At 63.7% G+C, this 26,678-nt stretch carries 19 protein-coding genes; 11 read left to right on the top strand and 8 right to left on the bottom strand.

The genetic code is table 11. The features are described from left to right. Nucleotides 1-5: 5 nt before the first annotated feature. Both ACN9MX_RS10525 and ACN9MX_RS10530 read left to right on the top strand, forming a co-directional pair. Nucleotides 6-1,355 (top strand): LLM class flavin-dependent oxidoreductase, encoded by a 1,350-nt coding sequence (locus ACN9MX_RS10525; protein WP_363737566.1) that lies wholly within the window; start codon nt 6-8, stop codon nt 1,353-1,355. Between the two features lie 92 nt (nt 1,356-1,447). Continuing rightward, on the top strand, nt 1,448-2,098 hold the full coding sequence (locus tag ACN9MX_RS10530) for a peroxiredoxin-like family protein (protein ID WP_133652710.1): 651 nt from the start codon (nt 1,448-1,450) through the stop codon (nt 2,096-2,098). 69 nt (nt 2,099-2,167) lie between these two features. Here the strand turns inward: ACN9MX_RS10530 and ACN9MX_RS10535 are convergent, their stop codons facing one another. Both ACN9MX_RS10535 and ACN9MX_RS10540 read right to left on the bottom strand, forming a co-directional pair. Further along, nucleotides 2,168-2,407, bottom strand: a complete 240-nt coding sequence (locus ACN9MX_RS10535) for a hypothetical protein (RefSeq protein WP_363737565.1) — start codon at nt 2,405-2,407, stop codon at nt 2,168-2,170. Nucleotides 2,408-2,539: 132 nt separating this feature from the next. Beyond that, nucleotides 2,540-2,818 (bottom strand): ABC transporter substrate-binding protein, encoded by a 279-nt coding sequence (locus ACN9MX_RS10540; RefSeq protein ID WP_363737563.1) that lies wholly within the window; start codon nt 2,816-2,818, stop codon nt 2,540-2,542. A gap of 237 nt (nt 2,819-3,055) precedes the next feature. On the opposite strand from ACN9MX_RS10540, the gene ACN9MX_RS10545 reads away from it, so the two are divergent. From ACN9MX_RS10545 to ACN9MX_RS10565, 5 genes are read left to right on the top strand one after another with little or no spacing between them, the layout of a single operon-like run. Next, complete coding sequence (locus tag ACN9MX_RS10545; RefSeq protein ID WP_363827612.1) at nt 3,056-4,399, top strand: LLM class flavin-dependent oxidoreductase; 1,344 nt, start codon at nt 3,056-3,058, stop codon at nt 4,397-4,399. Continuing rightward, a complete protein-coding gene (locus tag ACN9MX_RS10550; protein ID WP_363737561.1) occupies nt 4,396-5,976 on the top strand; it encodes an FAD-binding protein in 1,581 nt (526 codons plus the stop codon). The genes ACN9MX_RS10545 and ACN9MX_RS10550 overlap by 4 nt, the downstream gene beginning before the upstream one ends. Beyond that, the gene (locus ACN9MX_RS10555) at nt 5,973-6,362 is read left to right on the top strand and encodes a ferredoxin family protein (protein ID WP_363737559.1); all 390 of its coding nucleotides are present in this window, start codon (nt 5,973-5,975) and stop codon (nt 6,360-6,362) included. Before ACN9MX_RS10550 ends, ACN9MX_RS10555 begins: the two co-directional genes overlap by 4 nt. 30 nt (nt 6,363-6,392) lie before the next feature. Next, nucleotides 6,393-7,388, top strand: coding sequence for an ABC transporter substrate-binding protein (locus tag ACN9MX_RS10560; RefSeq protein WP_426386921.1), 996 nt, complete (start codon nt 6,393-6,395; stop codon nt 7,386-7,388). After that, the gene (locus ACN9MX_RS10565; protein ID WP_363827615.1) at nt 7,385-9,679 is read left to right on the top strand and encodes a molybdopterin-dependent oxidoreductase; all 2,295 of its coding nucleotides are present in this window, start codon (nt 7,385-7,387) and stop codon (nt 9,677-9,679) included. The genes ACN9MX_RS10560 and ACN9MX_RS10565 overlap by 4 nt, the downstream gene beginning before the upstream one ends. Here ACN9MX_RS10565 and ACN9MX_RS10570 read toward each other — a convergent pair. Then, nucleotides 9,649-12,018 carry a TonB-dependent receptor gene (locus tag ACN9MX_RS10570; RefSeq protein WP_426386922.1) on the bottom strand — a complete coding sequence of 790 codons (2,370 nt, stop codon included), beginning with the start codon at nt 12,016-12,018 and terminating at the stop codon, nt 9,649-9,651. The genes ACN9MX_RS10565 and ACN9MX_RS10570 overlap by 31 nt on opposite strands. Nucleotides 12,019-12,311: 293 nt before the next feature. Here ACN9MX_RS10570 and ACN9MX_RS10575 point away from each other — a divergent pair, with 293 nt between their 5' ends. Both ACN9MX_RS10575 and ACN9MX_RS10580 read left to right on the top strand, forming a co-directional pair. Next, nucleotides 12,312-13,361 (top strand): NADP(H)-dependent aldo-keto reductase, encoded by a 1,050-nt coding sequence (locus ACN9MX_RS10575; protein WP_363737552.1) that lies wholly within the window; start codon nt 12,312-12,314, stop codon nt 13,359-13,361. A gap of 318 nt (nt 13,362-13,679) precedes the next feature. Then, on the top strand, nt 13,680-16,088 hold the full coding sequence (locus ACN9MX_RS10580; protein WP_426386923.1) for a TonB-dependent receptor: 2,409 nt from the start codon (nt 13,680-13,682) through the stop codon (nt 16,086-16,088). A gap of 70 nt (nt 16,089-16,158) precedes the next feature. Here ACN9MX_RS10580 and ACN9MX_RS10585 read toward each other — a convergent pair whose 3' ends face one another. After that, nucleotides 16,159-17,526: an alginate export family protein gene (locus tag ACN9MX_RS10585; RefSeq protein ID WP_363752818.1), complete on the bottom strand. Its 1,368-nt coding sequence runs from the start codon at nt 17,524-17,526 to the stop codon at nt 16,159-16,161. Between the two features lie 47 nt (nt 17,527-17,573). On the opposite strand from ACN9MX_RS10585, the gene ACN9MX_RS10590 reads away from it, so the two are divergent. After that, nucleotides 17,574-18,530, top strand: a complete 957-nt coding sequence (locus tag ACN9MX_RS10590; protein WP_426386924.1) for a chromate resistance protein ChrB domain-containing protein — start codon at nt 17,574-17,576, stop codon at nt 18,528-18,530. Further along, nucleotides 18,527-19,930: a chromate efflux transporter gene (gene chrA / locus ACN9MX_RS10595; RefSeq protein WP_363752815.1), complete on the top strand. Its 1,404-nt coding sequence runs from the start codon at nt 18,527-18,529 to the stop codon at nt 19,928-19,930. Before ACN9MX_RS10590 ends, chrA begins: the two co-directional genes overlap by 4 nt. A gap of 162 nt (nt 19,931-20,092) precedes the next feature. On the opposite strand, the gene ACN9MX_RS10600 is transcribed toward chrA, so the two are convergent. The 4 genes from ACN9MX_RS10600 to ACN9MX_RS10615 all read right to left on the bottom strand — a co-directional run bounded on the left by ACN9MX_RS10600 (nt 20,093) and on the right by ACN9MX_RS10615 (nt 26,439). Further along, nucleotides 20,093-22,213 carry an Atxe2 family lasso peptide isopeptidase gene (locus tag ACN9MX_RS10600; protein ID WP_363752812.1) on the bottom strand — a complete coding sequence of 707 codons (2,121 nt, stop codon included), beginning with the start codon at nt 22,211-22,213 and terminating at the stop codon, nt 20,093-20,095. After that, the gene (locus ACN9MX_RS10605) at nt 22,207-24,777 is read right to left on the bottom strand and encodes a TonB-dependent receptor domain-containing protein (RefSeq protein WP_426386925.1); all 2,571 of its coding nucleotides are present in this window, start codon (nt 24,775-24,777) and stop codon (nt 22,207-22,209) included. The genes ACN9MX_RS10600 and ACN9MX_RS10605 overlap by 7 nt, the downstream gene beginning before the upstream one ends. A 101-nt stretch (nt 24,778-24,878) precedes the next feature. Continuing rightward, nucleotides 24,879-25,868 carry a FecR family protein gene (locus ACN9MX_RS10610; protein ID WP_426386927.1) on the bottom strand — a complete coding sequence of 330 codons (990 nt, stop codon included), beginning with the start codon at nt 25,866-25,868 and terminating at the stop codon, nt 24,879-24,881. Beyond that, nucleotides 25,861-26,439 (bottom strand): RNA polymerase sigma factor, encoded by a 579-nt coding sequence (locus ACN9MX_RS10615; protein ID WP_426386929.1) that lies wholly within the window; start codon nt 26,437-26,439, stop codon nt 25,861-25,863. Before ACN9MX_RS10615 ends, ACN9MX_RS10610 begins: the two co-directional genes overlap by 8 nt. Nucleotides 26,440-26,678 lie beyond the last annotated feature (239 nt).

A 26,678-nucleotide genomic window follows, 5' to 3' on the forward strand; every position in this document is an offset into this window, starting at 1 on the left:
ACGCCATGACCAAAAGACAACTCAAACTCGGCCTTGTCCCCACCGGCGTCGGCGGTCCCGGCGACAGCAACCGCTGGCTCGATCCCGACATTCCGGAGGACGCCAGCGTCAATATCGCCTGGACCATCGACATAGTGCGCCAGGCCGAGGCAGCGAAGTTCGACCTCGTCTTCATCGTCGACAGCCAGTTCATCACGCCCCACTCGCCACCCCATTATCTCAACCGGCTGGAACCGCTCACCCTCCTGTCGGCGCTGGCGGTGGCGACGAAACAGATCGGCCTCGTCGGCACCTTCACCACCTCCTACAACGACCCCTTCGGTCTCGCCCGTCGCCTCGCCTCGCTCGACCTCATCAGCAAGGGGCGGGCCGGCTGGAATGTCGTCACCAGCGGGGACGCGGGAACGGCGAGCAACTTCAGCCTGCCCGAACATTTCGACTATGACACCCGTTACCGCCGCGCGGTCGAGTTCCTGGATGTCGCACGCGGCCTCTGGTCGAGCTGGGAGGAAGGCGCACTGGTCCGCGACCGCACGACCGGTCAGTTCCTCGATCCCGCCCGGCTCCACCGCCTTGACCATCACGGCGAGTTCTTCCAGGTCGCGGGGCCGCTCAACATCCAGCGCTCGCCACAAGGGGAACCGGTCATCTTCCAGGCAGGCGACAGCGATCAGGGCCGCGATCTGGGCGCGAACATAGCCGACGCCATCTTCACCCATGCCGCCACGATCGAACAGGGCCAGGCGTTCTACGCCGACCTCAAGGGCCGCGCCGCCCGCCTTGGCCGTAATCCGGACGAGATTGTGATCCTCCCGGGCTTCTTCATCTATGTCGGCGATACCGACGCAGAGGCGCAGGAGATTCAGCGCCGCTACCGCGAGCAAGACCAGAGCTTCGACCAGGCGCTGGCCGAATTCGGTCGCCCGTTCGGCTGGCATGATTTCCGCCGCTATGATCCCGAGGCGCCCTTCCCGGTCGCAGCGCTCGATCATGCCAGGAGCAGCTTCTACACCCAGGCCAAGCGCATCACCGACGAAGCGATGGCGCAGGGCTGGACGCTGCGGCAGGCGGTAGAGAAAGCGCGCGCCAGTCGCGGCAGTCCCTTCGTCGGTTCACCCGAAACGGTAGCGAACGAAATCCAGCGCTGGTTTGAGGAGCGCGCGCTCGACGGACTCAACGTCCATCTCGGCCACCCTGAACAGCTCACCCGTTTCACCGAGGAGGTGGTGCCGATCCTCCAATCGCGTGGCCTGTTCCGCACCGACTATGAAGGCGACACGCTGCGCGCCAATCTCGGCCTCCCCATCCTGCCGAGCCGCCACCAGCGCGCTCCCGCGCGGCGGGACGCGGCCTGAACCTATGACAAATCATCGCCGCAGCGCCATCAACTCTCATTGGCGGCGCAGCGCGTCGGCGGCCATCATCACGTCAATGCAAGGAGACGATGATGGCGACTATCCTTACTCAGCCCCTCAAGACCCGCTATGCCGCCCTTCAGGCCGAGCGCGAACGCAACTGGTCCGCCGCGCAGCTTGAAGCCAATGCTCGCCAGCGCCGTCTGTTGATCGAGCGTTTCGATCCCGCCGCCATCGCCCAGCCCGGCGACCTGCTGCCCGACTTCGTCTTCGCGGAAGTGGACGGCGGGGAACTGACGCTGAGCGGCCTGACGAAAGGCGGATCGGCGCTCTTCATCTTCTTCCGCTTCGCCGGTTGCCCGGCGTGCAACATCGCGCTCCCTTATTATGCCGAGGCGCTCTACCCCGAACTGCGTCAGCGTGATATCCTGCTGGTCGCCCTCAGCCCGCAGCAGCCCGACCGGCTGCGGGAAATCAAGGATCGGCATCAGCTGCCCTTCCTAGTGGCCACGGATGCGGATAATAGCCTCGCCCGACATATCGGTATCGCGTTTGAGCCTGATGACAGACCTTCGCCGCCACCCGCCGGCTGGATTGGCGAGGTTACGGGGACGGGCACTTGGGAACTGCCCCAGCCAGCGGTCCTGCACCTGGGTGCAAACCGGGCCGTGAGGTCGTTGCAGGTCAGCCCCGACTGGCTGCAAAGACCCGAAGCGGAAGAGATATTGCAGAAAATTGCCTAAAGCCCGCGAAATTCGCGCGTTACGCCAGTAGCAGCGGGGTTGAAGTGGTGGCAGGCCGATAAAGGGCCGTTAGATGGCGGCCTTTGATATTGGGCAGCGACCGGACACCGGCCGCACGATAGCGTTGGAAAATGGCGCGCGGCCCATCGATCGGCCGAGCGTCGATTGGCACGACCGTCCGAGCACAGAACCGGCGGAGAAGCGGGCGGCCTTGAACGGGGTGCCGGTCTTTGCCGAAAAGGTCCAGGCGTAGTGGTCAGGATGCGCATGCCCCCAGGCGCGGGCGAGGCGCGCGGTGAAATCGGCCACCAGCGCCGTTTCCGCGATCGCGGTGTCGCTGGCTGCAAGGAAGGCGAGGCTGGTCGGAACGCCGCTGCCATCAGCCAGAACATGATCGCCATTTTCCAGTACGGCTATGCCAATATAGCTGCCCCGGGTCGACTAGGCGTCGATCGCTCCGCTGGCGAGAACCGACTTCGCTTCGCCATTGGCGAGATGGATCCATTGCACGTCTGTCGGCTCGAGCCCCGCCTTTTCCAGCGGTTTGAGGGCCAAATCCTGCCCGGCGGACCCCTTTATCGTCGCCAGCCGCTTGCCCTTGAGGTCGGCGAGCGTGCCGATCGGCGATGGTTTCGGCTGGCGCTGTTGCCATGGTGCATTCCTTTCCTGCCAGTGCGACTCCCCTGACGGTAGCGACGCACCGATGGGTAAGTCAGCCAAGCCCGGCATTTCCCATGAATAATTTTGGGCCCTGATGACCAACGGGCCGAGCAACGCTTTTACGTCCCTTTGCGTCGACCTATTGGCATCGCTCGCGGACGATCAAGAAGTTTCAGAGAATCACGGGCCCAAGCCAGCAATTCCATTGAACAAATTCAGCGGTGATTGAGCAGCACTCATTATCTTCCCTCGCGTCAGCGGCCTAGCCTTCGCGCCAAATCGGCAGGAGGAACAAGCATGGGTCACGGGACCGAACGGCAATTGCATCTGGGCGCGATATTGGAAGGCGTGGGCGCCGACCATCATAGCTGGCTCGACCCGGAGCTACCCGGCAACGCCAGCATCGACATTAGCTGGTATATCGAGAATGCGCGGCTGGCGGAGGCGGCGAAGTTCGATTTGGTCTTCATCATCGACTCGCCCTACATCACCCCGGACACCGCGCCGCATTTCCTGAACCGGCTGGAGCCGCTGACTTTGCTGTCGGCGGTGGCGGCGAGCACGTCGAGCATCGGCCTCGTGGGGACGCTCACTACATCCTATTGGGAGCCCTATAATGTCGCGCGGCAGTTCGGCTCGCTCGACCACATCAGCAGGGGCCGCGCGGGGTGGAACGTCGTCACCACCGGCCTCGAGGGCGCGGCGCACAATTACGGGCGCGACGTGCATTTCGAGCATGGCGTGCGTTATGCCCGCGCGCGTGAGTTCGTCGAGGTGGTGCAGGGCCTGTGGGACAGTTATGAGGAGGACGCCTTCCCGCGCGACCGGGCGGCGGGTGTCTTTTTCGACAAGAGCAAGCAGCACCGCCTTGACCACAAGGGCGCGCATTTCTCGGTCGCCGGGCCGTTGGCGCTCAGCCGTTCGCCGCAGGGGCAGCCGGTGATCTTCCAGGCCGGCGACAGCGGCGAAGGACGCGCGCTGGGCGCGGCCATTGCTGAGGGCACCTTCGCTGCGTCCCAGGATTTCGAGAACGGGCGCGCTTATTATGCCGACCTCAAGGCGCGGGCGGCGGCGATCGGGCGAAACCCGGACCTCATCAAGGTGATGCCGGGTCTCGTCCCCACCATCGCCGAGACGGATGAAGAAGCGCAGGCGCTTGCGACGGCGCAGCAGGGCAGCCTCAGCATCGACAAGCTGCTGACGCAGGTCGGACGGGCGTTCAACTATCATGATTTCTCGGGCTACGATCTCGATGCGCCGTTCCCGGACCTGACCGGCGTGACGCTCAACAGCTACAAGGGGCAGGCCGAGCGGATCATCCGCGTGGCGGCAGAGGAGAAGCTGACGCTGCGCCAAGCGGCCTATCGCTTCGGCCAGTGGAAGTCAGACTTCGTGGGATCACCCGAAACGATCGCCAACGAGATCGAGCGCTGGTTCACCGGGCGCGCGGCAGACGGCTTCATCCTGCGGGTGACGAGGCCAGGCGACTTCGCACTGTTCCGCGAGAAGGTGGTGCCTATCCTCCAGACGCGGGGCCTGTTCCGCACCGAATACGCCCATGACACGTTGCGCGGCCATCTGGGTCTGCCTGTCCCTGAGCATCGGCACGCCCAGGTGCCGGTCGCCATCGCCGCGGAGTGAGCGACATCCTGACACAGCGGTGCGACGTGCTCATCATCGGCGGCGGGATGGCAGCAGCCTGGGCCGCCATCGCCGCCGCAAAGGCGGGCGCGGCCACCATCCTGGTCGACAAGGGCTATGTCGGCACCAGCGGCGTGACCGCGACGGCCGGGCCCAACCACTGGTGGATACCGCCCGATCCGGCGCGCCGACGCGAGGCGATCGAGCAGAAACTCGCCGCCGGACTTGGGCTGGGCGATCCGGCGTGGATGGAGCGGGTGATCGACACCACCTGGCGAATCCTGCCCGACCTGTCGCCCTATTACCGCTTCGGGTCGGACGGGAGGGGCGGCACCTATTATAGCGGCGTGCGCGGACCGGAGTATATGCGCGCGCTGCGTGCCTATGCGGTGGCGGCGGGCGCGCGGATTCTGGACCATCATCCCGCGCTGCAGTTGCTGACCGACGCGGAAGGGGCCGTAGTTGGGGCGCGGGGGCATGCGCGACTGGCAGGCACGGACTGGGAGATACACGCAGGCGCCGTCGTGATGGCGACGGGCGGCTGCGCCTTCCGCTCCGGCCTCATCGGCAGCCATGGCAATACCGGCGACGGCTATCTGATGGCGGCGGAGGCGGGCGCGGAGCTTTCCGGCATGGAATTCTCCATCCAATATACGGTGTCGCCCGCCTGGGCGTCGACGCGAACGCTGCCCTATAGTGCTGCCCGCTATTATGATGCGGAAGGCGCCGAGATCGTCACGCCGCCGCGCGGCCATGCACATTATCAGGCGCTGGGCGCGGCGCTGCTGAAGGGGCCGGTATATGCCGACCTGATCGACGCGCCTGCGGAATTGCCGCCGATCCTGAAGGATATCCAGCCCTTCACCCCGCCGCCCTTCGTTCGCAAGGGCGTGGACCTGTTCCGCGATCGCTGGCCGATCAAGCTGTTCGGCGAAGGCACGATCCGGGGCAATGGCGGGCTGCGCATCCTGGATGAGAATTGTGGGACCAATGTCGCTGGGCTTTATGCCGCCGGCGACGCCGCGACGCGTGAACTGGCGACGGGGGCGGTCAGCGGCGGTGGGGCGGTCAACAGCGCCTGGGCGCTGACATCGGGCCAGATCGCCGGCGCCGCGGCGGCACGGCGGAGCCTGGCGTTGCGCGACAAAATGGTAGGCGCGGCGCGGGCAGTGGGATCGGCAGGGATAGCGCCTGCGTCCGACGAGCGAAGCATCGACCGCAAGGCGATCGAAGCAGATGTCGATCATCATATGAACAGCTACCAACATTCCCTGTGGCGGAGCCGTACGCAGCTCGGCGATACGCTTGCTTTGCTCGATACCCACTGGCGCATGATCGGCGATCATGGCTGGGCGCAGGGGTCGCGGCTCGTCGCGCTGCGCGAGACGGCGGCGCTGACCGCCACGGCGCGCTGGTGCACGGCGGCGGCGCTCGCCCGCAACGAGAGCCGTGGCATCCACGTCCGCGTCGATGCCCCCGCGCTAGATCCGGCGTGCGGCGTGCGGCTGCTCACCGGTGGACTCGACCGGGTGTGGACCCGCCCCGAACGCCGCGCCTATGCGGAGGCGGCGGAATGATCGCCCATATTTTCGAGGATCTGTGCAACGGCTGCCACCGCTGCGTGGCCGTCTGCCCCACGCATGTGCTGGATGTGGGCGACGGCACGCCGGTGATCGCTCGTCTCGATCAGTGCCAGACCTGCTATATGTGTGAACTTTATTGCGAGGCCGACGCCCTCTATGTCGGGCCTGACGCGCACGTCGCCGAAAGCGTCGATCCGCAAGCGATCCGGGCATCGGGGCATCTCGGCCGCATCCGCCGCGACCATGGCTGGGACCGGCCGGACGAGGCCGGGCATCTGGACCGATACCGGCTGCTCGGCCCCCTGTTGCAGGAGGGTGGGGAGACTGCCGCACGACGCTACCGCACCCTGGCCGCGGGCGGAACGGACACCGCCGATTGAGATAGTTTTCCAGCCTTATTGGGGATCGTCATGCCTCAGGCGACGCCGCGCCTGATAGACGTCGCATCTTCGGAAAAATGGTGGTCCATGCCCATGATGCTGTCCCGTCGCCACACTCTCGGCCTTCTGGCCGGCTCGCTTCTCACCGCCTGCGCGGGCGATGGCGCGGCCCGCAAGGGCAAGCTGTTCGTCGGCGACCAGCGCGGCGGATCGCGCGTGGTGTTGCAGGGGGCGAAGCGGCTGGACGATGTGCCATATGAGATTATCTGGTCGCAATTTCCCAATGCGGCGCCGCTGCTGGAGGCGCTGAACGCCGGCGCGATCGACAGTGGCATCGGCGGGGATTCGGCGTTCATCTTCGCCGCCGGCACCGACGCGAAGATCAAGGCGATCGGCGCGCAGGCGACGCGCGGCATGGGGCCGGTAGTGCTGGTGCGGCGGGACTCGCCGATCCGGTCGCTTGCGGATCTCGCCGGGCACAAGGTCGCGACCCCGCGCGGGTCGATCAGCCACAATCATGTGCTCGCCGTGCTGGAAGCCTATGACCAGCCCTACGACATGGTCAACTTCGCCTTTCTCTCGCCCTCGGACGGGCGCGCGGCGTTGCAGAGCGGTGCGGTCGACGCCTGGGCGATCTGGGACCCCAACGCCGCCATGGCTGAGCAGGACGGCGCGCGCATCCTGCCCGGCAAGCAACATCTTGTACCCGGCTATGGTCTGATGTTCGGACGCGAAGGCGCGATCGCCGACAAGCGCGCCTTGCTTCAGGATTATCATGACCGGCTCTATGCCGGCTGGAGGTGGGCGGCGCGCAACCGCGACGCCTACGTCGCGCTGATGCACAAGGATACGGGCCTTGCGCTCGACATACTGCGCATTATGCAGCGCCGTGCGGACCGCTTCCCCGCCAAGGTCGACGATGCGCTGATCGCCCAGCAGCAGGCGACCGCCGACCGCTATTTCCGCGCCAAGGTGATCGATCGCAAGCTGGACGTGCGGCCACTGTTCAACACCAGCTTTTCATGAGCCGCTACTCGGCCGCCCATTGGGGCGTCTATGAGGTCGAGGCCAATCCGGGCGGCGGTGCCCCCCACCTGTCGCCGCTGGGAATGGACCCCGATCCCAATCCGATCGGTCTCGATCAGCTCGACGACAGCGTCACCGGGTTGCGCGTCGCCCGTCCGGCGATCCGCAAGGGCTGGCTGGTGGGACGGAACCGCGAAGGACGAGGCGAGGAGCCTTTCATCGACCTCCCTTGGGATGAGGCGCTCGACATCGCCGCCTCCGAGATCGAGCGGGTGCGCCGCAACCATGGCAACGACGCGATCTTCGGCGGCTCCTATGGCTGGTCGAGCGCCGGCCGCTTCCATCATGCGCAAAGCCAGCTCCACCGCTTTTACAATATGCTGGGCGGCTATGTGCGCAGCGTCGACAGCTACAGCCTGGGTGCCGGGCGGGTGCTGATGCCGCACATCGCGACCAGCATGGACGAGAGCAACGCCTCGCACACGAGCTGGGACGTGCTGGAGGCGCATTGTACCCTGTTCGTCAGCTTCGGCGGCGTGCCGCTCAAGAACACCCGCGTCTCCTCCAGCGGCGCCGGCCGGCATCGCGCCCGTTCCGGTCTGAAACGTCTGCGCGAAGCCGGCGCGCAGATCGTCAATATCGGCCCGGTCGGCGACAATCTGGGCGATAATGATGCGAGCGAATGGATCGCCATCCGTCCCAATACGGACACGGCGATGATGCTGGCGCTGGCCTGGGTGGTGCTGCACGATCCGCTGTTCGACCGCGGCTTCCTCGACAGTCATACGGTCGGCTTCGACATATTCCGCGCCTATCTGCTGGGGGAAGCGGACGGGGCGCCCAAGACGCCCGGATGGGCCGCCGCGATCACCGGCGTTCCCGCCGCCCGGATTGCCGCGCTTGGCCATGACCTGCTGCGCCACCGCACGATGCTCAACTGCGCCTGGGCGTTGCAGCGCGCCGCGCATGGCGAGCAGCCCTTCTGGGCGCTGGTGACGCTCGCCGCGATGGTCGGGCAGATCGGTCTGCCGGGGTGCGGCTACGGCCTTGGCTATGGCGCGATGAACGTGATGGGCAGCCCGCATCCGCGCCTGCCCGGCCCATTCCTGCCGCAGGGGCGCAATGGCGTTTCGGCCTTCATCCCCTGCGCGCGCATCGCCGACATGCTGCTGCGTGCCGGAGAGCGCTTCACCTATAATGGCGGGGTCCATCGCTATCCCGACATAAGGCTTGTCCACTGGGCGGGGGGTAACCCGTTCCACCACCATCAGGACCTCAATCGGCTGAGACAGGGCTGGGCGCGGCCCGACACGATCATCGTGCAGGAACAATATTGGACCCCGGTTGCGCGGCAGGCCGACATCGTCCTGCCCGCCACCCTCTCGCTGGAGCGCGACGACATCGGTTTCGCCACGCGCGAAGGACTGTTCGTCGCCATGCGCCAGGCCGTCCCACCACAGGGCGAGGCGCGCGACGATCACGCCATCTTCGCTGCGCTAAGCCGCCGGCTCGGGACGGAGCAAGCCTTTACCGAACGGCTCGACACAATGGGCTGGCTTCGGCGCCTCTATCGCGAAAGCGCGGAGAAGATCGCCACCACCGGGATCAACCTTCCCGAGTTCGACCAGTTTTGGGAAAACGGCCTGATCGACCTGTCCGCACATGATGCGCCGTATGTCATGCACGCCGATTTCCGCCGCGATCTGCGAGCGTACCCGCTGCCGACGCCATCAGGCAGGATAGAGATTTTTTCCGAGCGGATCGCGCGTTTCGATCTTGCCGACTGCCCCGGTCATCCGGTCTGGCGCGAGCCGTTCGAGTGGCTCGGCCATGAGAAGGCCAAAGTCTATCCGCTCCACCTCCTCTCCGACCAGCCGGAACGACGGCTGCACAGCCAGCTCGACGCAAGCCCCTATAGCCGTGCGGGCAAGGTGGCAGGACGCGAGCCGGTCTATCTCAATCGCGGCGATGCGGCGGCGCGCGGCATCGCCGATGGTGATCTGGTCGAACTGTTCAATGATCGCGGCCGGTGCCTGGCGGGTGCGATCCTGAGTGATGCGATCATGCCGGGGGTGGCGCGACTTGCGACCGGGGCTTGGTTCGATCCCGGCCCGAACCTCGAACGCCATGGCAATCCCAATGTGCTGACGCTCGATCGCGGCGCTTCCGGCCTGTCACAGGGCTGCGTCGCCCAGACCTGCCTGATCGAAGCGCGGCGGTTCGAGGGCGAACCGCCGCGCGTTACTATATTCGATCCGCCTCAGATCTTGCCGCGCAGCGTCAGCCCATAGAGGCGCGGCTCGCCGATCGCCGCCATCGCCACGCCATAGGTCGCGTTGACGCTGATCGTGTTGTAATAATCCTTGTCGAACAGGTTGCGGACCCAGACCGACACGTCCCACCTGCCGTCGGAGCGACGCAGCCCCGCATGGGCGCCGAACAGGGCGGAGCCCGGCACGCGCGAGAAGGGATCGAGATTGACCGACGCGAAATAGCTGGAGCGGTAGCTGCCGTCTGCGCCGACATAAAACTCCTTCTCGCCGCCCGCCGGATGGACATATTCAACCGTACCGCCGAGCGACCATTTGGGCGCGCCCGACGCCTGCCGGCCCGACAGGTCGATCGAGGTCCGGTAGCTGTTCAGATAGTCGGGAACCGCGTTCGTATACCGCGTATATTTGGCATCATTATAGGTCGCGGCGAAGGTCGCGCTCAGCCCCTCGACCGGGGCGAAGCGGGCGTCGAGCTCAACACCGCGCGACCGCAGCGTGCCGACATTGGCGATATAATAGGCCGCCGGGCTGACCTGCGTATTGGCGTAGTTGGCCTGATAATTCTGGTCTTTTGTCCAGAACAGCGCCCCGTTCAGCTCGACCGCGCCTTCCGCAAGCCGGGATTTGACACCCAGTTCGAAAGCATCGACCTTTTCGGGCTTCACGAAGACATCGACGCCCAAAGTCTGGCGGACGAGGTTGATGCCGGGCGACTTATAGCCGCGCGAATAGCTGTAATAGGCGTGGACATCGTCCGACACATCATAGGCCGCGATCAGCGTGCCCGACAGATTGTTGCTGTTATTCTTGACATAATAGCTCGCTACAGCCGCGTATGCGGCGCGCAAAGCGATGGCTGTCGCTTGGACCGCTGCGGGCAGCGCGCTGATCGGCGTCACATCACCCCTTGCCTCGGCGTCGTACAGGCCGGTCTTGTGCTCATAGGTGTAGCGCAGCCCGCCCGTCACGCGGAAGCGCGGCGAGACGTTCCATGTCGCCTGCCCATAGGCGGCATAGCTATGGGTCGCGGGCACGACATGGGCGAACGCCTCCAGCCCGTCGAGGATCGCCGAGGGCAGCGGAGAGACAGTCGCGGTGGGGGTGTTGGCTGTGCGGAGCCAGCCGACTGCGTCGCGGCCATAGACCGTCCGCTGCTTGTCGTCCGCCTCCTGCCAGAAGAAATAGAGGCCGGCGCTGAAATCGATCGTGCGTTCGCCGGTGGATGCCAGGCGGAATTCCTGGCTCACCTGCTGCTGGTCGGTATCTACGACGCCCAGCGTCGAGATCTCCGCACCGATCTGGTCCCCGTCATAATTGGGGATCCACTTCCAGTTGCGATAGGCGCTGATCGACGTGAGCGTCACGCCCGGCAGATCGACGTCGAGCTGCGCTTGGAAGCCGTAGCTCGGCATCTTGTCATATTGGCTGCTGTCGAGATCGACCTGCCTGTCGAAAGCGTTCACGCTGCCCGGCGCATAGCCCACATCGGCGGCGCGGCGGTAGAAGCCGCGCACCTGCATGCCGTTGTTCAGGGTGGTGGGCAGGACGCGGGCGATGCTTTGGAAGCCCACATCGCCCTTCTGGATCGAATAATCGGCGATGAAGCGCAGCCGGACATTGTCCGCCGGCTTGTAGAGCAGGTCGAAGCGCGCCGAATGATTGTCCAGATTGTCCCAATCTTCATTGTAGACGATGTTGCGAATGAGGCCGCTGCGCGAGGTCCGCAGATAGGACAGGCGCACCGCCAGCGTGTCGCTGAGCGCTGCGTTGAGGCTAAGATATCCGCGAGCATAGTCGTAATTGCCGTAACTGGCTTCTGCCCTCGCTTCATTGGTGAAGCTTGGCGCGCGGGTCTTCACGTCGATCGCGCCGGCGACGGTGTTCTTGCCCAACAGCGTGCCCTGCGGGCCGCGCAGCAACTGGATGCTCTCTACATCGATGAGGTCGGTGATGACCGATCCGGTGCGCGGCCGATAAACGCCGTCGACATAGAGGCCGACGCCCTGTTCCAGCCCGTCGTTGGTGCCGCCCGAATTGGTGCCGATGCCGCGGATCGTGATCGTCTGGTTGCGGCCGCTGAAGCCCTGGATGTTTAGGCTTGGCAGTTGCTGGATCGACTGCTTGAGGTTGAACGCGCCCTGCGCCGCGATCCTATCTCCGCTGATCGCGCTGATGGCGATCGGCACTTTCTGGGCGTCTTCCTTCCGGTAACGGGCGGTGACGACGATGTCCTGCACCGCCGCCTCGCCGGCTTCGCCCTCCGGCTCGGGGCTCTGGGCGAAACTGGTCGCGGGCAGCGACAGCGCGGCAGCGCTGCCCAACAGGGCCAGGATGATATGGGCTGGACGACGATGCATGTTCTTCCCCTCGATGAATCGGGGACCGCATAGGGAAGGACAGCCCGATGCATCCAATGCGCATCGCGCGGCGTCCTATTGCGAATGCGAAAGCATTGAGCGCTGCTCAACGATGAATGCGTCATGCCGTATATATCCGGCTGGGTAACGCGCTGTCTGCGCTCGTTTCCTCGATCCGGCCGCCCTCGGTTAACGCCGCTCATACAAACGTGAAAAATTCTCAACCCGCGTTTCGGACCATTTGCCAGCGGCCTCTTTCGGCTAAGGCGGCGCCGGCGACAGGAGACATCTTCATGAAGTATCGGACATTGGGACGGACGGATATCAAGGTCAGCCTCATCTGCCTCGGCACCATGACCTGGGGATCGCAGAATAGCGAGGCGGAGGCGCACGCCCAGCTCGACTATGCGATCGGACAAGGAATCAATTTCATCGACACGGCCGAAGGTTACCCGGTCACGCCTGTCAGCCGAGAGACGCAGGGGAAAACCGAGGAATTTATCGGGAGCTGGCTCGCTAGGCGCGGCAAGCGCGACGACATCATCGTTGCGACGAAGGTCGCAGGCCCCTCGCGCGATCCCGTACGGGAATTTCGCGGCGGCAACAACCGGCTGGACCGGCGCAATATCGAGCAGGCGATCGACGACAGCCTCAAGCGCCTGCGGACCGACTATGTCGATCTCTATCAGGTCCATTGGCCCGACCGCCCTGTGCCGTCCTTCGGCGCGCGCGGCCTCGCGCAGATCGACGACATGCCGGAAATAGTGCCGATCGAGGAGACGCTCGACGCGCTCGCCGGCCTGGTCAGGGCCGGCAAAGTGCGGCATGTCGGTGTCTCCAACGAGACGCCTTGGGGCGTGTCCGAATATCTGCGGCTCGCGCGCGATCAGGGGCGGCCCCGCATCGCCTCGATCCAGAACGCCTATAATCTCCTCAATCGCACGTTCGAGGGCGGGCTTAGCGAATTCGCATTGCGGGAAGGGGTCGGTCTTCTCGCCTATTCCCCCTTGGCCGGCGGCAACCTCACCGGTAAATATCTAGGCGGCGTCATTCCGCCTGGCTCACGCCGGGGTGTCGCAAAGCAGTTCGGCCGCTATGACCTGCCGGGGCAGGGGACGGCCAGCGCCCGCTATGTCGCCATCGCTCATGCGCACGGCCTAGATCCGGCGCAGATGGCGCTCGCCTATGTGAACAGTCGTGATTTCGTGACGGCCAACATCATTGGCGCAACATCCATGGAACAGCTCGAAGTGAATATCGCAAGCACCAGCATCGTCCTGTCGCCCGAAGCCGTCGCGGCCATCGAAGCGGTGCATCGGGAGATTCCCGACCCCTGCCCCTGACCGCCCCGGTCGAGCGCCGGTTGATGGCACCCCGCCCATCGCCTGCCACCCCGTTCCCCTACCCATGAGCGGCCAATCCGCTCCGATCAGCAACACTCATTGGTTGAGCCGGCTTTCTTTCAGGCTCAGCAAAGTTCATTATACATTCTCTACTAAATTAGTAGTTTTACCGCCAAGGGCGTAAGCCCTGGGGGGGCATTGTCCCGATGAGGCGATATGGAGGCGTAATCCTCAACCGGCAGCTCTTGCCCATGTGTCGATCGGCGTCAGGCGCCTTGAGCGCCGCGACGCCCGAGCCTCAGCCAAGAAGGATATCATATGCCGTCGATCAATCGGGAGTGGCTGCGCGCAGCCGCCGCCCTGCCTGTCGTTTCGTTCGCTCTCCTGTCGATCGAGCCAGCGTTGGCAACGGAACCGACAAACCCTGTGAAAGCGCCGGACGCCGGCAACGGCCTTGGCGATATCGTCGTCACAGCCACCCGAAAGGAAACCAGGCTCCAGTCCACGCCCGTCGCGGTCAGCGTGATCGACGAGACCTTTCGCAGCAACCAGAATGTCCTGACGACCCGCGATCTCGCCGGGCAAATACCGGGCCTCTACACGCCGCCAACCGGAATCACGCCGCTGACCAATACCTTCTTCATTCGCGGCATCGGCAACAGTGATCCGATCTTCGACCCAACGGTCGGCATCTATATTGACGATGTCTATCTGCCGCGCGCGATCAACGGCATGTCGGACCTGACCGACATCGAACGGATAGAAGTGCTGCGAGGGCCGCAAGGCACTCTGTTCGGCGCGAATTCGGCGGGCGGCGCTGTTCGTTACGTCACGCGTACGCCGGGCGACAGACTCAATCTGCGGTTTGACGCCGGCTACGGCAATTACAAGGCCTTCAATGCCCACGCCTATGTCGCCGGCCCGCTGATGCCGGGCCTGCTGGCTGCAAGCATCGCATTCGCGCATGACGAGCATGAAGGCTATACTTGGAACCCATCACTCCAGCGTCGCGTGAACAACCAGAATACAGATGGCGGCCGCGTGAAGCTGGTCTTCACGCCGTCCAGCACGCTGAAGTTCATCCTCACCGCAGACGGCACGGTCGATCATTCGCAGGCCGCGCAATATGTCCCGACCACCTATAACGCCACAAATCCCGCCTTGTCCGGCTTGGGCGCCATCACCGGCGGGACGCTGTTCAGCCCGACGCAGTTTTCGGCGTTCGGGGACAATGTGAGCTATGCCGGGCGCTACGGCATCAACCGGTCGCACTCCGGGGGGCTTACGGGCCGGATCGACTTCGACCTCTCGCCGCATCTCTCGATCCACTCGATCACCGCGTTGCGCGCGTTCGACCAGAACCCGGTCAACTACAATAATGACGGCCAGAACCGCCTTCCCTACAACAGCGCCCAGCCGCGCCGGGTCGACATCTCGGACAACTATATCGTGTACAAGCAGAAAAGCTTCACCCAAGAGTTGCAGGTGCAGGGTGACTGGAATCGCCTCGATTTTACTGGCGGACTCTATTATCTGTTCGAAAATTTCCGGAGTAACCGCATCGGCTATGTCACCGGCCTTCCAGCGTCGGACACCGCGCTACCGGCCGCGCCATTCGACCAAATCGGCAGGACGATCACCCGCAACTATTCGGCCTATCTGCAAGCCAATTATCGTCTGACCGACCGGCTGACGCTGACAGCCGGCGGACGCTACATCACCATTCGCCGGGCCTTCGACTTTCAGGGCGTGAATGACGACCTCGACGGCAATCCGATCGATCCGACGCTCTATCCGCAGGTGCGGACCGGGGGTGCGATCCCGGCTCTCGGCGTCAACATCGCCGCATCCCAGATCAACTTCACCAACGCCAACGTGCTCAACCACAAGACGTGGAACGCCTTCACTCCGAAGCTCGGCCTCTCCTATCAGGTCACGCCCGCCATCTTCCTGTTCGCAAGCTTTGCCAAGGGCTTCGACGCGGGAGGGTTCAACAATCGCGCCCTCAACCTCGCCACCGCTCTGCCATACGCACCGGAAACGGTCAGCACCTATGAAGGCGGCGTTAAAAGCGAGTGGTTCGACCGCCACCTGCGCGTCAACCTGACGGGCTTCTACAACGACTACAAAAATCTCCAGACGGCCGTGTCAGCCTTCAGCCCCATTTCTGGCACCTATGTGAGCACCCGCGGCAACGCGCCGGCGGCGTATACCCAGGGCTTCGAGCTGGAGACATCCCTACAGCCGGTCGACAATCTGTCGCTGGCGCTCAACGTAACGTACCTCAAGACGCGGTTTGACGACTATTCTGCGCCGACCCTGGGAACGGTTCCGGCCTACAACTACACGGGAAAGGCGTTTTCGGGCCAGCCGGAATGGCAATATTTCGCTTCGGCGGATTATGGCATCCCGATCGGCGGCGTCGGCACGATCAAGCTGGGCAGCAGCGTGAACTGGCAGACATCCTATTTCTCCGACCTGCTCAACAGCCCGCAATATCGAATCGGCAACAAGCATTTCGTGAACGGGTTCATCGGCTTCACCACCGCGAACCGGCGCTGGGATTTCACGCTGACGGCCCGCAACATTGGGAACGCCTTCTACTTCTCGACCCTTTCACCGGTCAGCACGCCACTCAGAGCCGGCCCCTTTGCGGGAACGCAGCTTGTTCAGGGCGCGCAAAACGCGCCCCGGACCATCTTCTTCAAGGTCGTATATCAATATTGAAGGCCCCTTGGGGGCGGGCGGTCCCCGAATTTGCCGGAGCAGGAAACTCGTCGCACTGCGGGTGCAACTCTCAAAAGATCGCGCTCAGATTGAATGAGGCGTACCGCGTCCATCGTCCTGCGGTGGCATTCGGTGCATCCCGCAAGAACCGCCCCTTGGACAGCACCAGGCCATCAAATTCGAACTGCAGGCGCTGCGGTACGAGCCAGTAACGGATGCGGCCCTCCAACTGGTGGCCAGAAAAATCACCGGCCCTCCCTGTAGCATCGCGAACGCCGGTGGATGAGAAACTATCCTGGCGCGATGCAAGCCACATGGGCCTGTAGACCGCGAACCAGTCGAGGCGTCGACTGGGTTTGGCTTCGAACCTTACCCCGACAGTTTCGATGTTGGTGCGCGCAAGCGCGTTATAGAGGCCCGCCGGAGCAAGATCGGCACGCCGCATGCCAAAGAGCGTGTCGAAACGGCCGAACTTCCCACCCGGTTTGTCACCACTTGCCCGGTCATATTCAATTGAAAAACGAGGCGTCCAGGCACCCGCGAAGGTATAGCCCGCATCGACGTGAATGAAATTGGCAGCGACGCTTTGATGCGCGGCCGTAGGCGACGCCGAGATACTTGCCGAGCCTGTCTGGTAGAAACCTTCTATCTCGTAATCGAACTGTCCTGGCTTGGGATCGAGCATCACTCGGCCACCGAATGTATTTAATGAACGATCGCGAGTGGGGCGGCCTGGAGCATCACGCTCACCTAGATGGAAGTAGGTAAGTTCGATCGTCGCCGGACCGATCATTTTCGCGCGGCTTAGCTGACCGCCCCATAGCACAAGATCGAAGCTCTCTTTATCGAGCTTCACCTTCGCCGAACGCACATCGTGGAGAGCGTCGGGCAAGCGAATTTGCGGCAATGTGTAGATGAAAGTCCCTTTCCATCCACCCTTCGCGGAAAGATCAACTTTCAATCCCGTATAGCCGTTGGTGGTGTTACGATAATCGTCGGCTGCCACAAGTCGGCGAGAACCCAGATTGAGCATTATCCGTCCCGCCGTGATCGAGATCTTCGACCGGTCGCCAAGCGGGTCTGTCAACGTGCCTGCAATATAGGCCTGTACCGGTTCGAACGCATTGACCTCATTCGTCGATACAGGCGTCCCGACGCGATCACCCCAAACCCGGCTGTCATAAAGCTCGACAGCCACCTCGATGTCGGACTTGCGAAACCGAGCCAGCACATTGGTGCGGAGGTTCACCATATCGTCGCTCTTGTTGAAGCCTGCACGGGCTTGGCCGTCGATCGCCTCATAACGCAGGCGCATCGCTCCCGAAATCGAAAACCCCTCTATCGCCTCTTGTGCCTGGGCAGGGCTGGCGTTGGCTGCAAACGCCCCGCCTGCGGCCAAAACCCATCGCGTCCGCATGACAAGCTTTTCACGCCACATATGATATACCTATTCTATATATATAGAAAATGAGATATAGTAATATCATGAAACGCGCAACAGCCCCTGTCGAGTGGATTGCTCTACTCCACCAGCTTCCGACGAAACCGCCCTATCTGCGCGTGAAAATCTGGCGTCGTCTGCAAGCAATCGGCGCGGTGGCAATCAAGAACGCCGTCCACGTGCTGCCGAAGACACTGGAGCACGAAGCAACTCTTCAGGAACTGCTGAATGAGATCGTCGCCGGTGGGGGCGAAGCGATCCTGATCGAAGCCAGACTGCTCGCCGGCATGAACGATGCGGACATTCAGGCGCTTTTCGATGGCGCACGGGACGCGGATTATGACGAAATTACGCAAAGCGCCCGACGCCTTCTGGAAACCGGCCCCGCCAGCGGAAGCGAAATTGCGCGGCTTCAGAAACGAATGAACGAGGTCTTGGCACTCGACTATTTCAGGGCCCAACGCCGCCAGGATGCCGAGATTGCGCTCGCTGAGCTTGTCCGCCAACGCTACGAGCATCCTGATATCAGCCGCACCGAGCCTCCGGCCGAACACCCGCCGGACCTGAAATCGAAGGTCTGGGTGACGCGCAGCGGGGTTCATGTCGATCGGATTGCTTGTGCCTGGCTTATTAGCCGGTTCGTCGACCCGGTGGCCACCTTCAAATTCGTTGATGCCCGCACCTATCTGCCCGGCCCGGACGAACTGCGCTTCGACATGGCTGAAGCGGAGTTCACCCATGAGGAAGATCGATGCAGCTTCGAGACGATCATGCTGCGAGCGGGTCTTTCCGATGATCCTGCCCTCGCAGCCATCGGCGAAATCATCCATGACCTCGATATCGCGGACGGCAAGTTCAACCGACCGGAAACAGCGGGACTGGGAGCGATCCTTTCCGGGGTGTGCGCTTCCACCGACGACGACCTTCAGCGCATCGCCCAGGCGGGCGAAACGCTCAACCAGTTCCATGCATTCTTCAGCGCGAGGGGAACCGAACAATGACTGCTGCTCCCTTTGCTCCTGCTGACGCGCCGGTCCAGGGCACAGGCGATCACGGCATTCCGTTCGCCGAAGCGGCAGGCGTGTGGGCGCGCATTGCCGCCCTGAGCTTTGGCGGGCCTGCCGGCCAGATCGCGGTCATGCACCGCATCCTGGTCGAAGAGAAGAAGTGGATCGGGGAGGAACGATTTCTGCATGCACTGAACTACTGCATGTTGCTGCCTGGGCCCGAAGCGCAGCAGCTTGCCGCCTATCTCGGGTGGCTGCTGCACAAGACCAAGGGCGGGCTGGTAGCCGGATGCCTGTTCGTCCTGCCCGGCTTTCTCGCCATTCTTGGCCTCAGCTGCATCTATGTGCTGCTCGGGCAGACCCCGCTGATAGAGGGTTTGTTCTTCGGCCTCAAGGCTGCTGTTCTCGCCGTCGTCATCCAGGCTGTCGTGCGCGTGGGATCGCGAGCGCTCCGGAACAACGTGATGCGAGGAATAGCGGCAGCGGCGTTCGTCGCCATCTTTTTCCTCGACGCGCCGTTTCCGCTGATCGTCCTTCTTGCGGGCATCGGTGGGTATGTTGGCGGGCGCGCCGGCCTTTCTGCGTTCAAGGGCGGCGGCGGTCATGGCCCTGCTGGCGGCAAGATCGTTCACGACGCCGAAACTGCGCTGGGCGAAGGTCTTCCGGACCATGCCCGTCCCAATCTCTCCTGGTCACTCAAAATCTCGGGCGCTTTTCTCGTTCTTTGGCTCGCTCCGGTGATAGCGTTGCTCGTCCTTGCCGGGCCAGACAATGTTTTCACTCAAATTGCCACATTCTTCAGCCAAATGGCGGTCGTGACCTTCGGCGGCGCTTATGCGGTGCTCGCTTATGTCGCACAGGAAGCGGTCGGCACCTATGGCTGGCTGAAGCCTGGTGAAATGCTCAATGGCCTGGGTCTTGCCGAAACAACGCCGGGGCCACTCATCATGGTCACGCAATTTGTTGGTTTTCTGGCTGCCTTTCGCGAAGCATCAGGACTCCCTCCGCTGCTCGCTGCAACGCTGGGCGCGATCCTCACCACCTGGGTAACGTTCGTGCCCTGCTTCCTGTGGATTTTTGCCGGCGCACCTTTTGTCGAGCGCCTGCGCGGCAACCGGGCCCTCTCATCGGCGTTGACGGCGATAACGGCGGCAGTGGTCGGCGTGATCATGAACCTCGCCATCTGGTTTGCCATCCACACGCTCTTCACGCGGGTCCGGACTGTGGGCGGCGTTGGCGGCGGCTTCGACGTGCCTGTACTGTCATCGCTGAATGTGCCCGCGCTTCTCCTGGCAATGGCCGCCGCGCTGGCTGTTTTCAGGTTAAAAATTGGTATGATCCCGGTTCTCCTCGCTTCTGCTGTCTTGGGTTCTGCCTACCTCTTGATCGTGTAATCGGGAGCTTCAACTCGACCAAGCAGCGCCTTTTTGCCCCAAGGTCGCTCGCGATCGTTCGCGGATTGACCGGTTGGGATCGACAGTTGGCATTCTCATCCCCCCGAGAGGCCGTCGCTATTCGACTTTTGCAACCGAAATCTGCTAGTCGGGAGCAGCCCATCAGCGGACTGGAACCGTCAATGAGGCAGGGGGAGTTCCCTGTCGCATCCCGTTCCAACGACGATATTGCTCAATCTTGGCGGCATCCGAATCCTCCCGGCCCTGTAGCCAGAAGGAGAACCAGTCCAGATTGCGGTCGTAGACGGCGCGCCGGTGGATCGGCTGCCATTTCACGTGGAATTCGTCGGGATAGACATACATCTCCACTGGCTTGTTCTGCTCGTGCAGGGCGCCAAAGGCTTCGAGCGCCAGCCGGAACTCATTGTCGGCGAGTTGCATGAGCAGCGGCGTATCGATCCAGGTAGCGTTTCGCGCCAGCGACATGTCGCGCCAGAAGCCAGGATTGTCCCGGGTTGCGGGCGGATAGCCCATGCCGCGCAGCCACTCTGCCCAGGCGATGCCACCATAGGTGGCCGTGGTATTGGGCTCCATGCAGCAGGTACTGAGCGCCGCGGCTGCAAATGCCTTCGAATTGATCAAGGCGAAGGCAACGGTCGACGCGCCGTCACTCAGGCCCGTGATGCCCACGCGCGCGGGATCGATGTCGCCCTGATCCACGGCCACGTGCACGCCGGTAAGGACCGATGACAGCAGGCTGCGGCGTTCACCCCAATCCTTCTGGTTGGCGGCATTGATCTCGTACCAGGTCTTGAGCTGGGGAAAGGCCGCGGCGAAGAAATTGGGCCGCTCGGTACTGAGCACGGCGATCCCGCGCTGGGCGAGCAGGAAGATCGGATAATCGTCGCCGGTGCCACCGCGCAGGAAGCCGTCGCTATGATATTGCACGACGACCATCGGCAGTTTCTGTCCGGGCTTGTGCCCCGGCGGCAGAACCAGGTCGCCCCATGCTTCCAGACCAAGATCGTTGCGCCATCTGAGCCGAGTGACGGAACCCAGGCGAATGCCGGAAAATTCGGGATTGGGATCGAAAATGGTGCGCATCCTGCCGTTCGCGATGTCGATGGCGATGATCCTGCGCGGGGCCCTGCTGTCTTCGCGGGTACAGACCAGTTCGGTAGCAGCCATTACGCAGCCGTGCAGCACGTCGGTTGTGCGCAATAGGGCGGTCGGACGGGCAGCGCCGGGTCGCCAGCGATAGAGCGCCATCGCTTCCTTGGCCCAGCCTTCCCGGCGCAGAATAAGCACTGATGCGCCTTGCCACCAAAGGGAGACGATACCGCCGGCACAGGCCTCGGCATCGCAGTGCCGACTGCTGTCGCCGTTCGTGACAAAAAGCCTCGCGGGCGTCAGCGGCGAAGTGTCCGGACGCTTGAGGTGCGCTTTGCGACCGTCAGCACGGATGGCTTGCGGATCCACCGGCATGTCGGCAGGTGCGGCGCGTTCGACTGCCGCTTGCTCCGCAGCATCTGCTGGCACGACCGCGCCGGTACGCAAATCGACGGTGCTGACGTCCAGCGCTTCGGTAGCTGGGGTGAGTGGCCGCGCGGAAATCTCTGGCGAGACCCTGCGGTCGTACAGCCACCCTGACTGGCCCTCGCGATCAAGCTCCTTCTGCACGGCCGCCGCGCCTTTTCGCGCGCCGTAGAGCAACCGTGATCCGTCCTTGCTCCAAGCCACGGCTTCGACATCGACGTCCGAGCGCGTGACCGCGCGCGCCCCGCCGCCGTCCGCCTGTGCCACCCACGCCTGCGTCACGCCATTGTCGCGCCGCAGATAGGCTAGCCTTCCCCCATCAGGGGACCAGGACGGAACGATGGTACGCGTGGCGCCGCTCGGCAGGTAGAAGCCGCGCTGCACGTCCATGATCTTGATGAGTTCGCCGCCCCGATCGACAATATCGGGTGGGCCGACGCCCGTCAGTCCACTGACGACCAGTGCGCGGCAATAGCTGTTCGTCGCGAGATCGGCGCGGTTGATGATATAAGCGATACGACTGCCGTCCGGCGACACCGCGAACGGGCTCGGGCCATTGAAGACCGCGGAATCGGGATCGCCGATCTCGCGCAGCTGGATGAGGTCCGCTGCCGTCAGGTTGCGGTTCGCGGTACTCGATGCTTCATGCGCCGGCAGCACATCTTCGCAGTTCGCCCACGCCGCGGCGGGAAACAGCAGGCACAAGGCCGCTATGCCGAGGCGGCCCCGGACGTCTACGCTCACCATTGCCGGGTGATCTCGAAGGCGATCATCCGGCCGACAGGTGAATAATTGGTCGAATCGTAAGGCGTGTCGTAGGGTATCGAGGTGGCGATCGGATCGGGCTTGTCGTTGAACAGGTTCTGGACCGACAGGCTGAACTCGAGGCCGCCGAGCGGTGCCTCGGGATCGACCCGGTAGCGTGCGGTGAGATCGAGCGTGGTCATCGCCTTGATATGCACGGCTGGCGTCGAGCGCGTATCGCTGACACCGCCGGTGTAATTGCCGTTGGCCGCCAGAGTAAGATTGCCGCCAGTCCAAGCGACCGCAGCCTGTCCGCGCCAATGGGGCGGATTGAAGATGGTGCCGGCAAGGTCATAGGTGGGCTGACCAGCGCTGAGTTGCTGGTCGCTTTCGAGATAGGCGATGTCGAGCGACAGGCGCAGTCGCTGGTCCGGCGCAATCGCGGCATTGTAGCTCGCCAGCATATCGACGCCCCGCGCGCGCTGGCGGCCGGCATTGAGATTGGCATTGTCGACAATCGCGACGACGTTCGCCGGATCATAGGGCACGCCGGTAATGTTGAGGAAGGTGCCCGCACTGGCGATGGCTGCGGCCTGCGCGGTCTCGCTCGGGTTGAAGATGATCTGGTCGCGGTAGATGGGATTGCTCAAGGCTTGGGCCAGCAAGGTGATCGGCGATACGATCCTGTCGCGATAGCGTACGCTGAAATAGCTGACCTCGAGGCTCGCGCCCGGCAGTGCGCGCGGATGCAGCGCAAGCGTGGTCGACCAGGTCGTCGCCTTTTCCGGCTTGAGATCGGGATTGCCACCGAGGATGAGAATGGCCCCCGCGCTTGCCGACGTCCCCGTGGCACCCAGCGCTGCGGGAGGAAACAGGTAGGCCGCGCGCGGCTGGTACTGCTGATAGAGCGTTGGCGCGCGGAAGGATTTGCCCCAGCTTCCCTTGACGCTGATATCGGGCGTCATCGCCCATGACAGACCGAGCTTGGGCGTGGCGACTTCGCCGATGCCGGGGTAACGCTCATAACGCAGGGCAGCACTGGCATCGATCTTGGTCACAAGCGGCAGGTTCTGGTCCGGGCCGATCAGGGGGAGGCTTAATTCACCGAAAGCGAACAGATTGTCCTGAGAGGCGACGGTGTTGACCGCGCTCCCTGACCCGACGAACCGCTGGAAGCCGATGTCACGATAGCCGCCGCCAACGGCTACCTTGGCGATGCCACCGGGCAGGCGGAAGAGATCGCCATTGGCATTGATCTCGACTGATTTGGCCGTGTTGCGATAGAAGCTGGGGCCGGAGTCGTTGCAGGCCGCGAGAGCGCATTCGACCTGATGATAGTCGACCCGTTCCTTGCCGTAGGTGCCGCCAAGCGCAATCTGCCAGCCGCCGGACAGATCGAGCGTAAGGGTCGGCGCGACGCCGAAGGACTTGTCGACCGAGGAGAAGGTCGCCTTGCCTTCGTCGAGATCGCCACCTGCAACCGTCGGAAATGTCAGGTCGCTCCAACGGATATTGTAGAGTCCGTCGATCGAGAAGGTCAGGCCGCCGCCCAGGTCCTGATGTCCGCTGGCAAGGACGCTGTGATGGCGCAGCGCCGGGTACAGATCGAGCCCCGGCGAGCGTGTCGCGGCATAGGACCGCTGGCTCGCGCGGATCGCGCTGTTGCTGCCATATTCATAGGCGGCGAACAGCCCGCCCGATGCCCATTTGCGCCCGGCCAGCGCGCCATATTGCTGCTGGAAGTCACCTCCGTCCGTGGTTCCGGCCAGACGCGCGCTGGTTTCGAGGCCATCATAGTCACGGCGCAGGATGACGTTGGCGACGCCGGCCACCGCGTCCGAGCCGTAGATCGCCGAGGCGCCGTCCGGTACGACCTCGATGCGATCGACCGCCGACACCGGGATCCCCGATACATCGACGCTCTGCCGAACTGCCGTATAGGCGAGACGGCGACCATTGAGCAGCGTGAGCGTCGCATCGCTCCCAAGGCCGCGCAGATTGATGGATGATCCGCCGCCAACGTCGACGCCGCTGGCGTCGGGGACATTCATGCCGATGCCGGGGTTCTGCCCGCCTCCGAAGCTTTGCGGGATACGGCGGACAACGTCGCCCAACCCAGCCTGGCCGGAATCGCGAATCTCTTCCTGACCGATCCGGACCACCGGCGAAGCAATCGCGGCACCGCGCAGCCGGCTTCCCGTGACGACGATATCCTGCCGGTCATTTGTCGAACTGTCGTCACGGCTTGTGCGGACCTGCCGTACGGCAAAGCCGCCATCGACAGGCGTGTATGCCAGCCCGGATCGGTCGAGCAGTATGCGCAGCGCTTCCTCGACGGTGTAGGAACCGTGAAGCGGCGGGGCCTGCTTGCCCGCCAAGATCTTGCTGTCGACCAGCACGGTGATGCCGGATTGAAGTGCCAGCGCCTGGAGCGACGCGCCCAGATCTTGCGCCGGCACTTCAAAGGCATGGCGCTTTACGTCCTGGCCTCGCGCGACCGAAGGGCCCGCCACCAGCGCCACGGCAGCGATGCTGTTGAACAGATATCTTGCGTCAAATCGAACCATTATCCTGTGTCTCCCCCTGGCCACGTCGTGGCTGGTTGGCGGGGAGACGCCGGGTTCTGAAAACCCACGACAGGTTTTTTTCAGTGAAGGGTCAAAACATCCTACGGAGCGCTGCGAAGAAGGATCACGCCCGGATCGGTTCGGTCGATACCGAGCCCGAATGTCGCTGCCACGGCCCGGGCGAAGGCGTCCGGATTGCGCACCTGGAAGGCGCCGGTAACCGACAGGCGGGCCAGCTCAGGCTCGGCAAGGCGTATCTGGATGCGGTTGTAGCGGTTGATGGCGGCGACGGCCTCGCCAAGCGGGCCGCTGTCCAGCGCCAGCATGCCGGACACCCATTGGGTCTCGGCCGGCAACGTAGGACGGGGCATGTCGGCATTGCCCAGGTCTGCGGTCTGTCCAGCGGCAAGCGTTCGGGCTGGATGGGAGGCTGCGTCACTTGTGCTGGTGAGATCGACCCGCCCCTCAATCACCGCCACCACGGGACTTCCGCTTTCCACGCTGACGTCGAACAGCGTGCTTCGTGCAACGACAGTGCCGCCGGAAACCGTAACGGTGAAGGGGCGCTTGCCGTCCGGCGCAACGCGAAAGCGCGCGCGGCCTCGTTCCAGCGAGACCTTCCGCTCGCTCGCGGAAAGGGTGACACGCACGCGCGTGGCGGTGTCGAGCGTGAGCTGCGATCCGTCCGCCAGCGATATGGTCCTGATTTCACCCAGCACGGTTTCGTAGGTCGCGGCTTGCGCGGGAGAAACCAGTCCGAGAGGGGATCCATATCGCAGCAAGCCGACACCGCCGATCCCGAGCAGGACGACGACGCCAAGGCTGGCAGCCGCAACATGGGTGCTGCGCCGCATCAGGAATGGCGCACGAACCAGCTTTCGCGTGCGACCGACGTCGCTGTCGACCAGCAATCGGCTATCCTGCCAGTGGCGCTCCGCCTGCTGATAGGCGATCCGATGGCGCGGATCGGCAGCCATCCAGACGGCGAAGGCCCGCTCGACATCGGGTCGGGCAGGTTCCTGCCGACGCGCCAGCCAGTCCCCGGCGGCATCCCGGGTAGCGCGCGGAATGGAACGAACTTCGTCAGCCATGATCGCTGAGGTGTCGCCCAAGTTGCTTGATCGCCCGGCTCATCTGCTTTTCCACGCCTCGCACGCTCAATCCCGTCTGTTCCGCGATTTCGGCGTAACTATAGCCATCGAGGCGGCAAGCGAGAAATATTTGCCGGGTCAGCGGCTTGAGGCGCAGGACGGCCTGTTCGATACGGGCAAGACGGTCGCGCGCCTCCAACGCAGCGACAGGATCCCCGCTTCCAATTTCGACATCGTCGATCGGCACATGCTGGGACTGGTGATTACGGGCAGCGGTGCGGGCGTGATCGCGCAGGAGATTGTGCGCGGCCTCGCGCAGATAGGCTCCGGGCGAATGGATCGCGACGGCATCGGTCTGCGCGCGGGCAACGAGCCGGGTGAAGACCTGCTGTACGATCTCCTCGGCGCGGTCGTCAGGAGCGTGACGATCGAGGAAGCGCAGGAGCCGTGGCCTTTCAGTTCGGTACAATTCGTCGATGGTCGGCGCCATCGATGTCACGCGATCATGCGTCGGCGGCAGCGGCTCGCCTTCGTCGATCGGCAAACGGGCCGCTCCTAGTGCAGGCCGCATGGCTTATGGCGCAGTGCGCCGATCCCGGCTGTGGATCGCATCGATCGCATCTCCTCGCGTCTGGCGAGGCGATGCCGGCGAAAGCCGGGTGTTGAGAACATGCACGAGCACATGCGCCAACGCCTTTGGCCGCGAACGGCTTGGACATGCGCGTCGGCCACCCGGCCGCACGATGGCGGATCCATTTCATCTCGCACGAGGTTCTCACGCCTCGGCGCCATGCATCGATGGCGCGCCTT

Origin of the sequence: Sphingobium sp. R-21, assembly GCF_049913335.1 — a bacterium.
Lineage (GTDB): Bacteria > Pseudomonadota > Alphaproteobacteria > Sphingomonadales > Sphingomonadaceae > Sphingobium.

What these genes read in the sequence shown, in the direction of transcription:
- ACN9MX_RS10600 (WP_363752812.1), bottom strand. Translation starts at nt 22,213, where the DNA reads ATGGTGAGCGTAGACGTCCGGGGCCGCCTCGGCATAGCGGCCTTGTGC.
- ACN9MX_RS10525 (WP_363737566.1), top strand. Translation starts at nt 6, where the DNA reads ATGACCAAAAGACAACTCAAACTCGGCCTTGTCCCCACCGGCGTCGGC.
- ACN9MX_RS10585 (WP_363752818.1), bottom strand. Translation starts at nt 17,526, where the DNA reads ATGTGGCGTGAAAAGCTTGTCATGCGGACGCGATGGGTTTTGGCCGCA.
- ACN9MX_RS10555 (WP_363737559.1), top strand. Translation starts at nt 5,973, where the DNA reads ATGATCGCCCATATTTTCGAGGATCTGTGCAACGGCTGCCACCGCTGC.
- ACN9MX_RS10575 (WP_363737552.1), top strand. Translation starts at nt 12,312, where the DNA reads ATGAAGTATCGGACATTGGGACGGACGGATATCAAGGTCAGCCTCATC.
- ACN9MX_RS10565 (WP_363827615.1), top strand. Translation starts at nt 7,385, where the DNA reads ATGAGCCGCTACTCGGCCGCCCATTGGGGCGTCTATGAGGTCGAGGCC.
- ACN9MX_RS10530 (WP_133652710.1), top strand. Translation starts at nt 1,448, where the DNA reads ATGGCGACTATCCTTACTCAGCCCCTCAAGACCCGCTATGCCGCCCTT.
- ACN9MX_RS10615 (WP_426386929.1), bottom strand. Translation starts at nt 26,439, where the DNA reads ATGCGGCCTGCACTAGGAGCGGCCCGTTTGCCGATCGACGAAGGCGAG.
- ACN9MX_RS10560 (WP_426386921.1), top strand. Translation starts at nt 6,393, where the DNA reads ATGCCTCAGGCGACGCCGCGCCTGATAGACGTCGCATCTTCGGAAAAA.
- ACN9MX_RS10580 (WP_426386923.1), top strand. Translation starts at nt 13,680, where the DNA reads ATGCCGTCGATCAATCGGGAGTGGCTGCGCGCAGCCGCCGCCCTGCCT.
- ACN9MX_RS10610 (WP_426386927.1), bottom strand. Translation starts at nt 25,868, where the DNA reads ATGGCTGACGAAGTTCGTTCCATTCCGCGCGCTACCCGGGATGCCGCC.
- ACN9MX_RS10590 (WP_426386924.1), top strand. Translation starts at nt 17,574, where the DNA reads ATGAAACGCGCAACAGCCCCTGTCGAGTGGATTGCTCTACTCCACCAG.
- ACN9MX_RS10605 (WP_426386925.1), bottom strand. Translation starts at nt 24,777, where the DNA reads ATGGTTCGATTTGACGCAAGATATCTGTTCAACAGCATCGCTGCCGTG.
- ACN9MX_RS10545 (WP_363827612.1), top strand. Translation starts at nt 3,056, where the DNA reads ATGGGTCACGGGACCGAACGGCAATTGCATCTGGGCGCGATATTGGAA.
- chrA (WP_363752815.1), top strand. Translation starts at nt 18,527, where the DNA reads ATGACTGCTGCTCCCTTTGCTCCTGCTGACGCGCCGGTCCAGGGCACA.
- ACN9MX_RS10570 (WP_426386922.1), bottom strand. Translation starts at nt 12,018, where the DNA reads ATGCATCGTCGTCCAGCCCATATCATCCTGGCCCTGTTGGGCAGCGCT.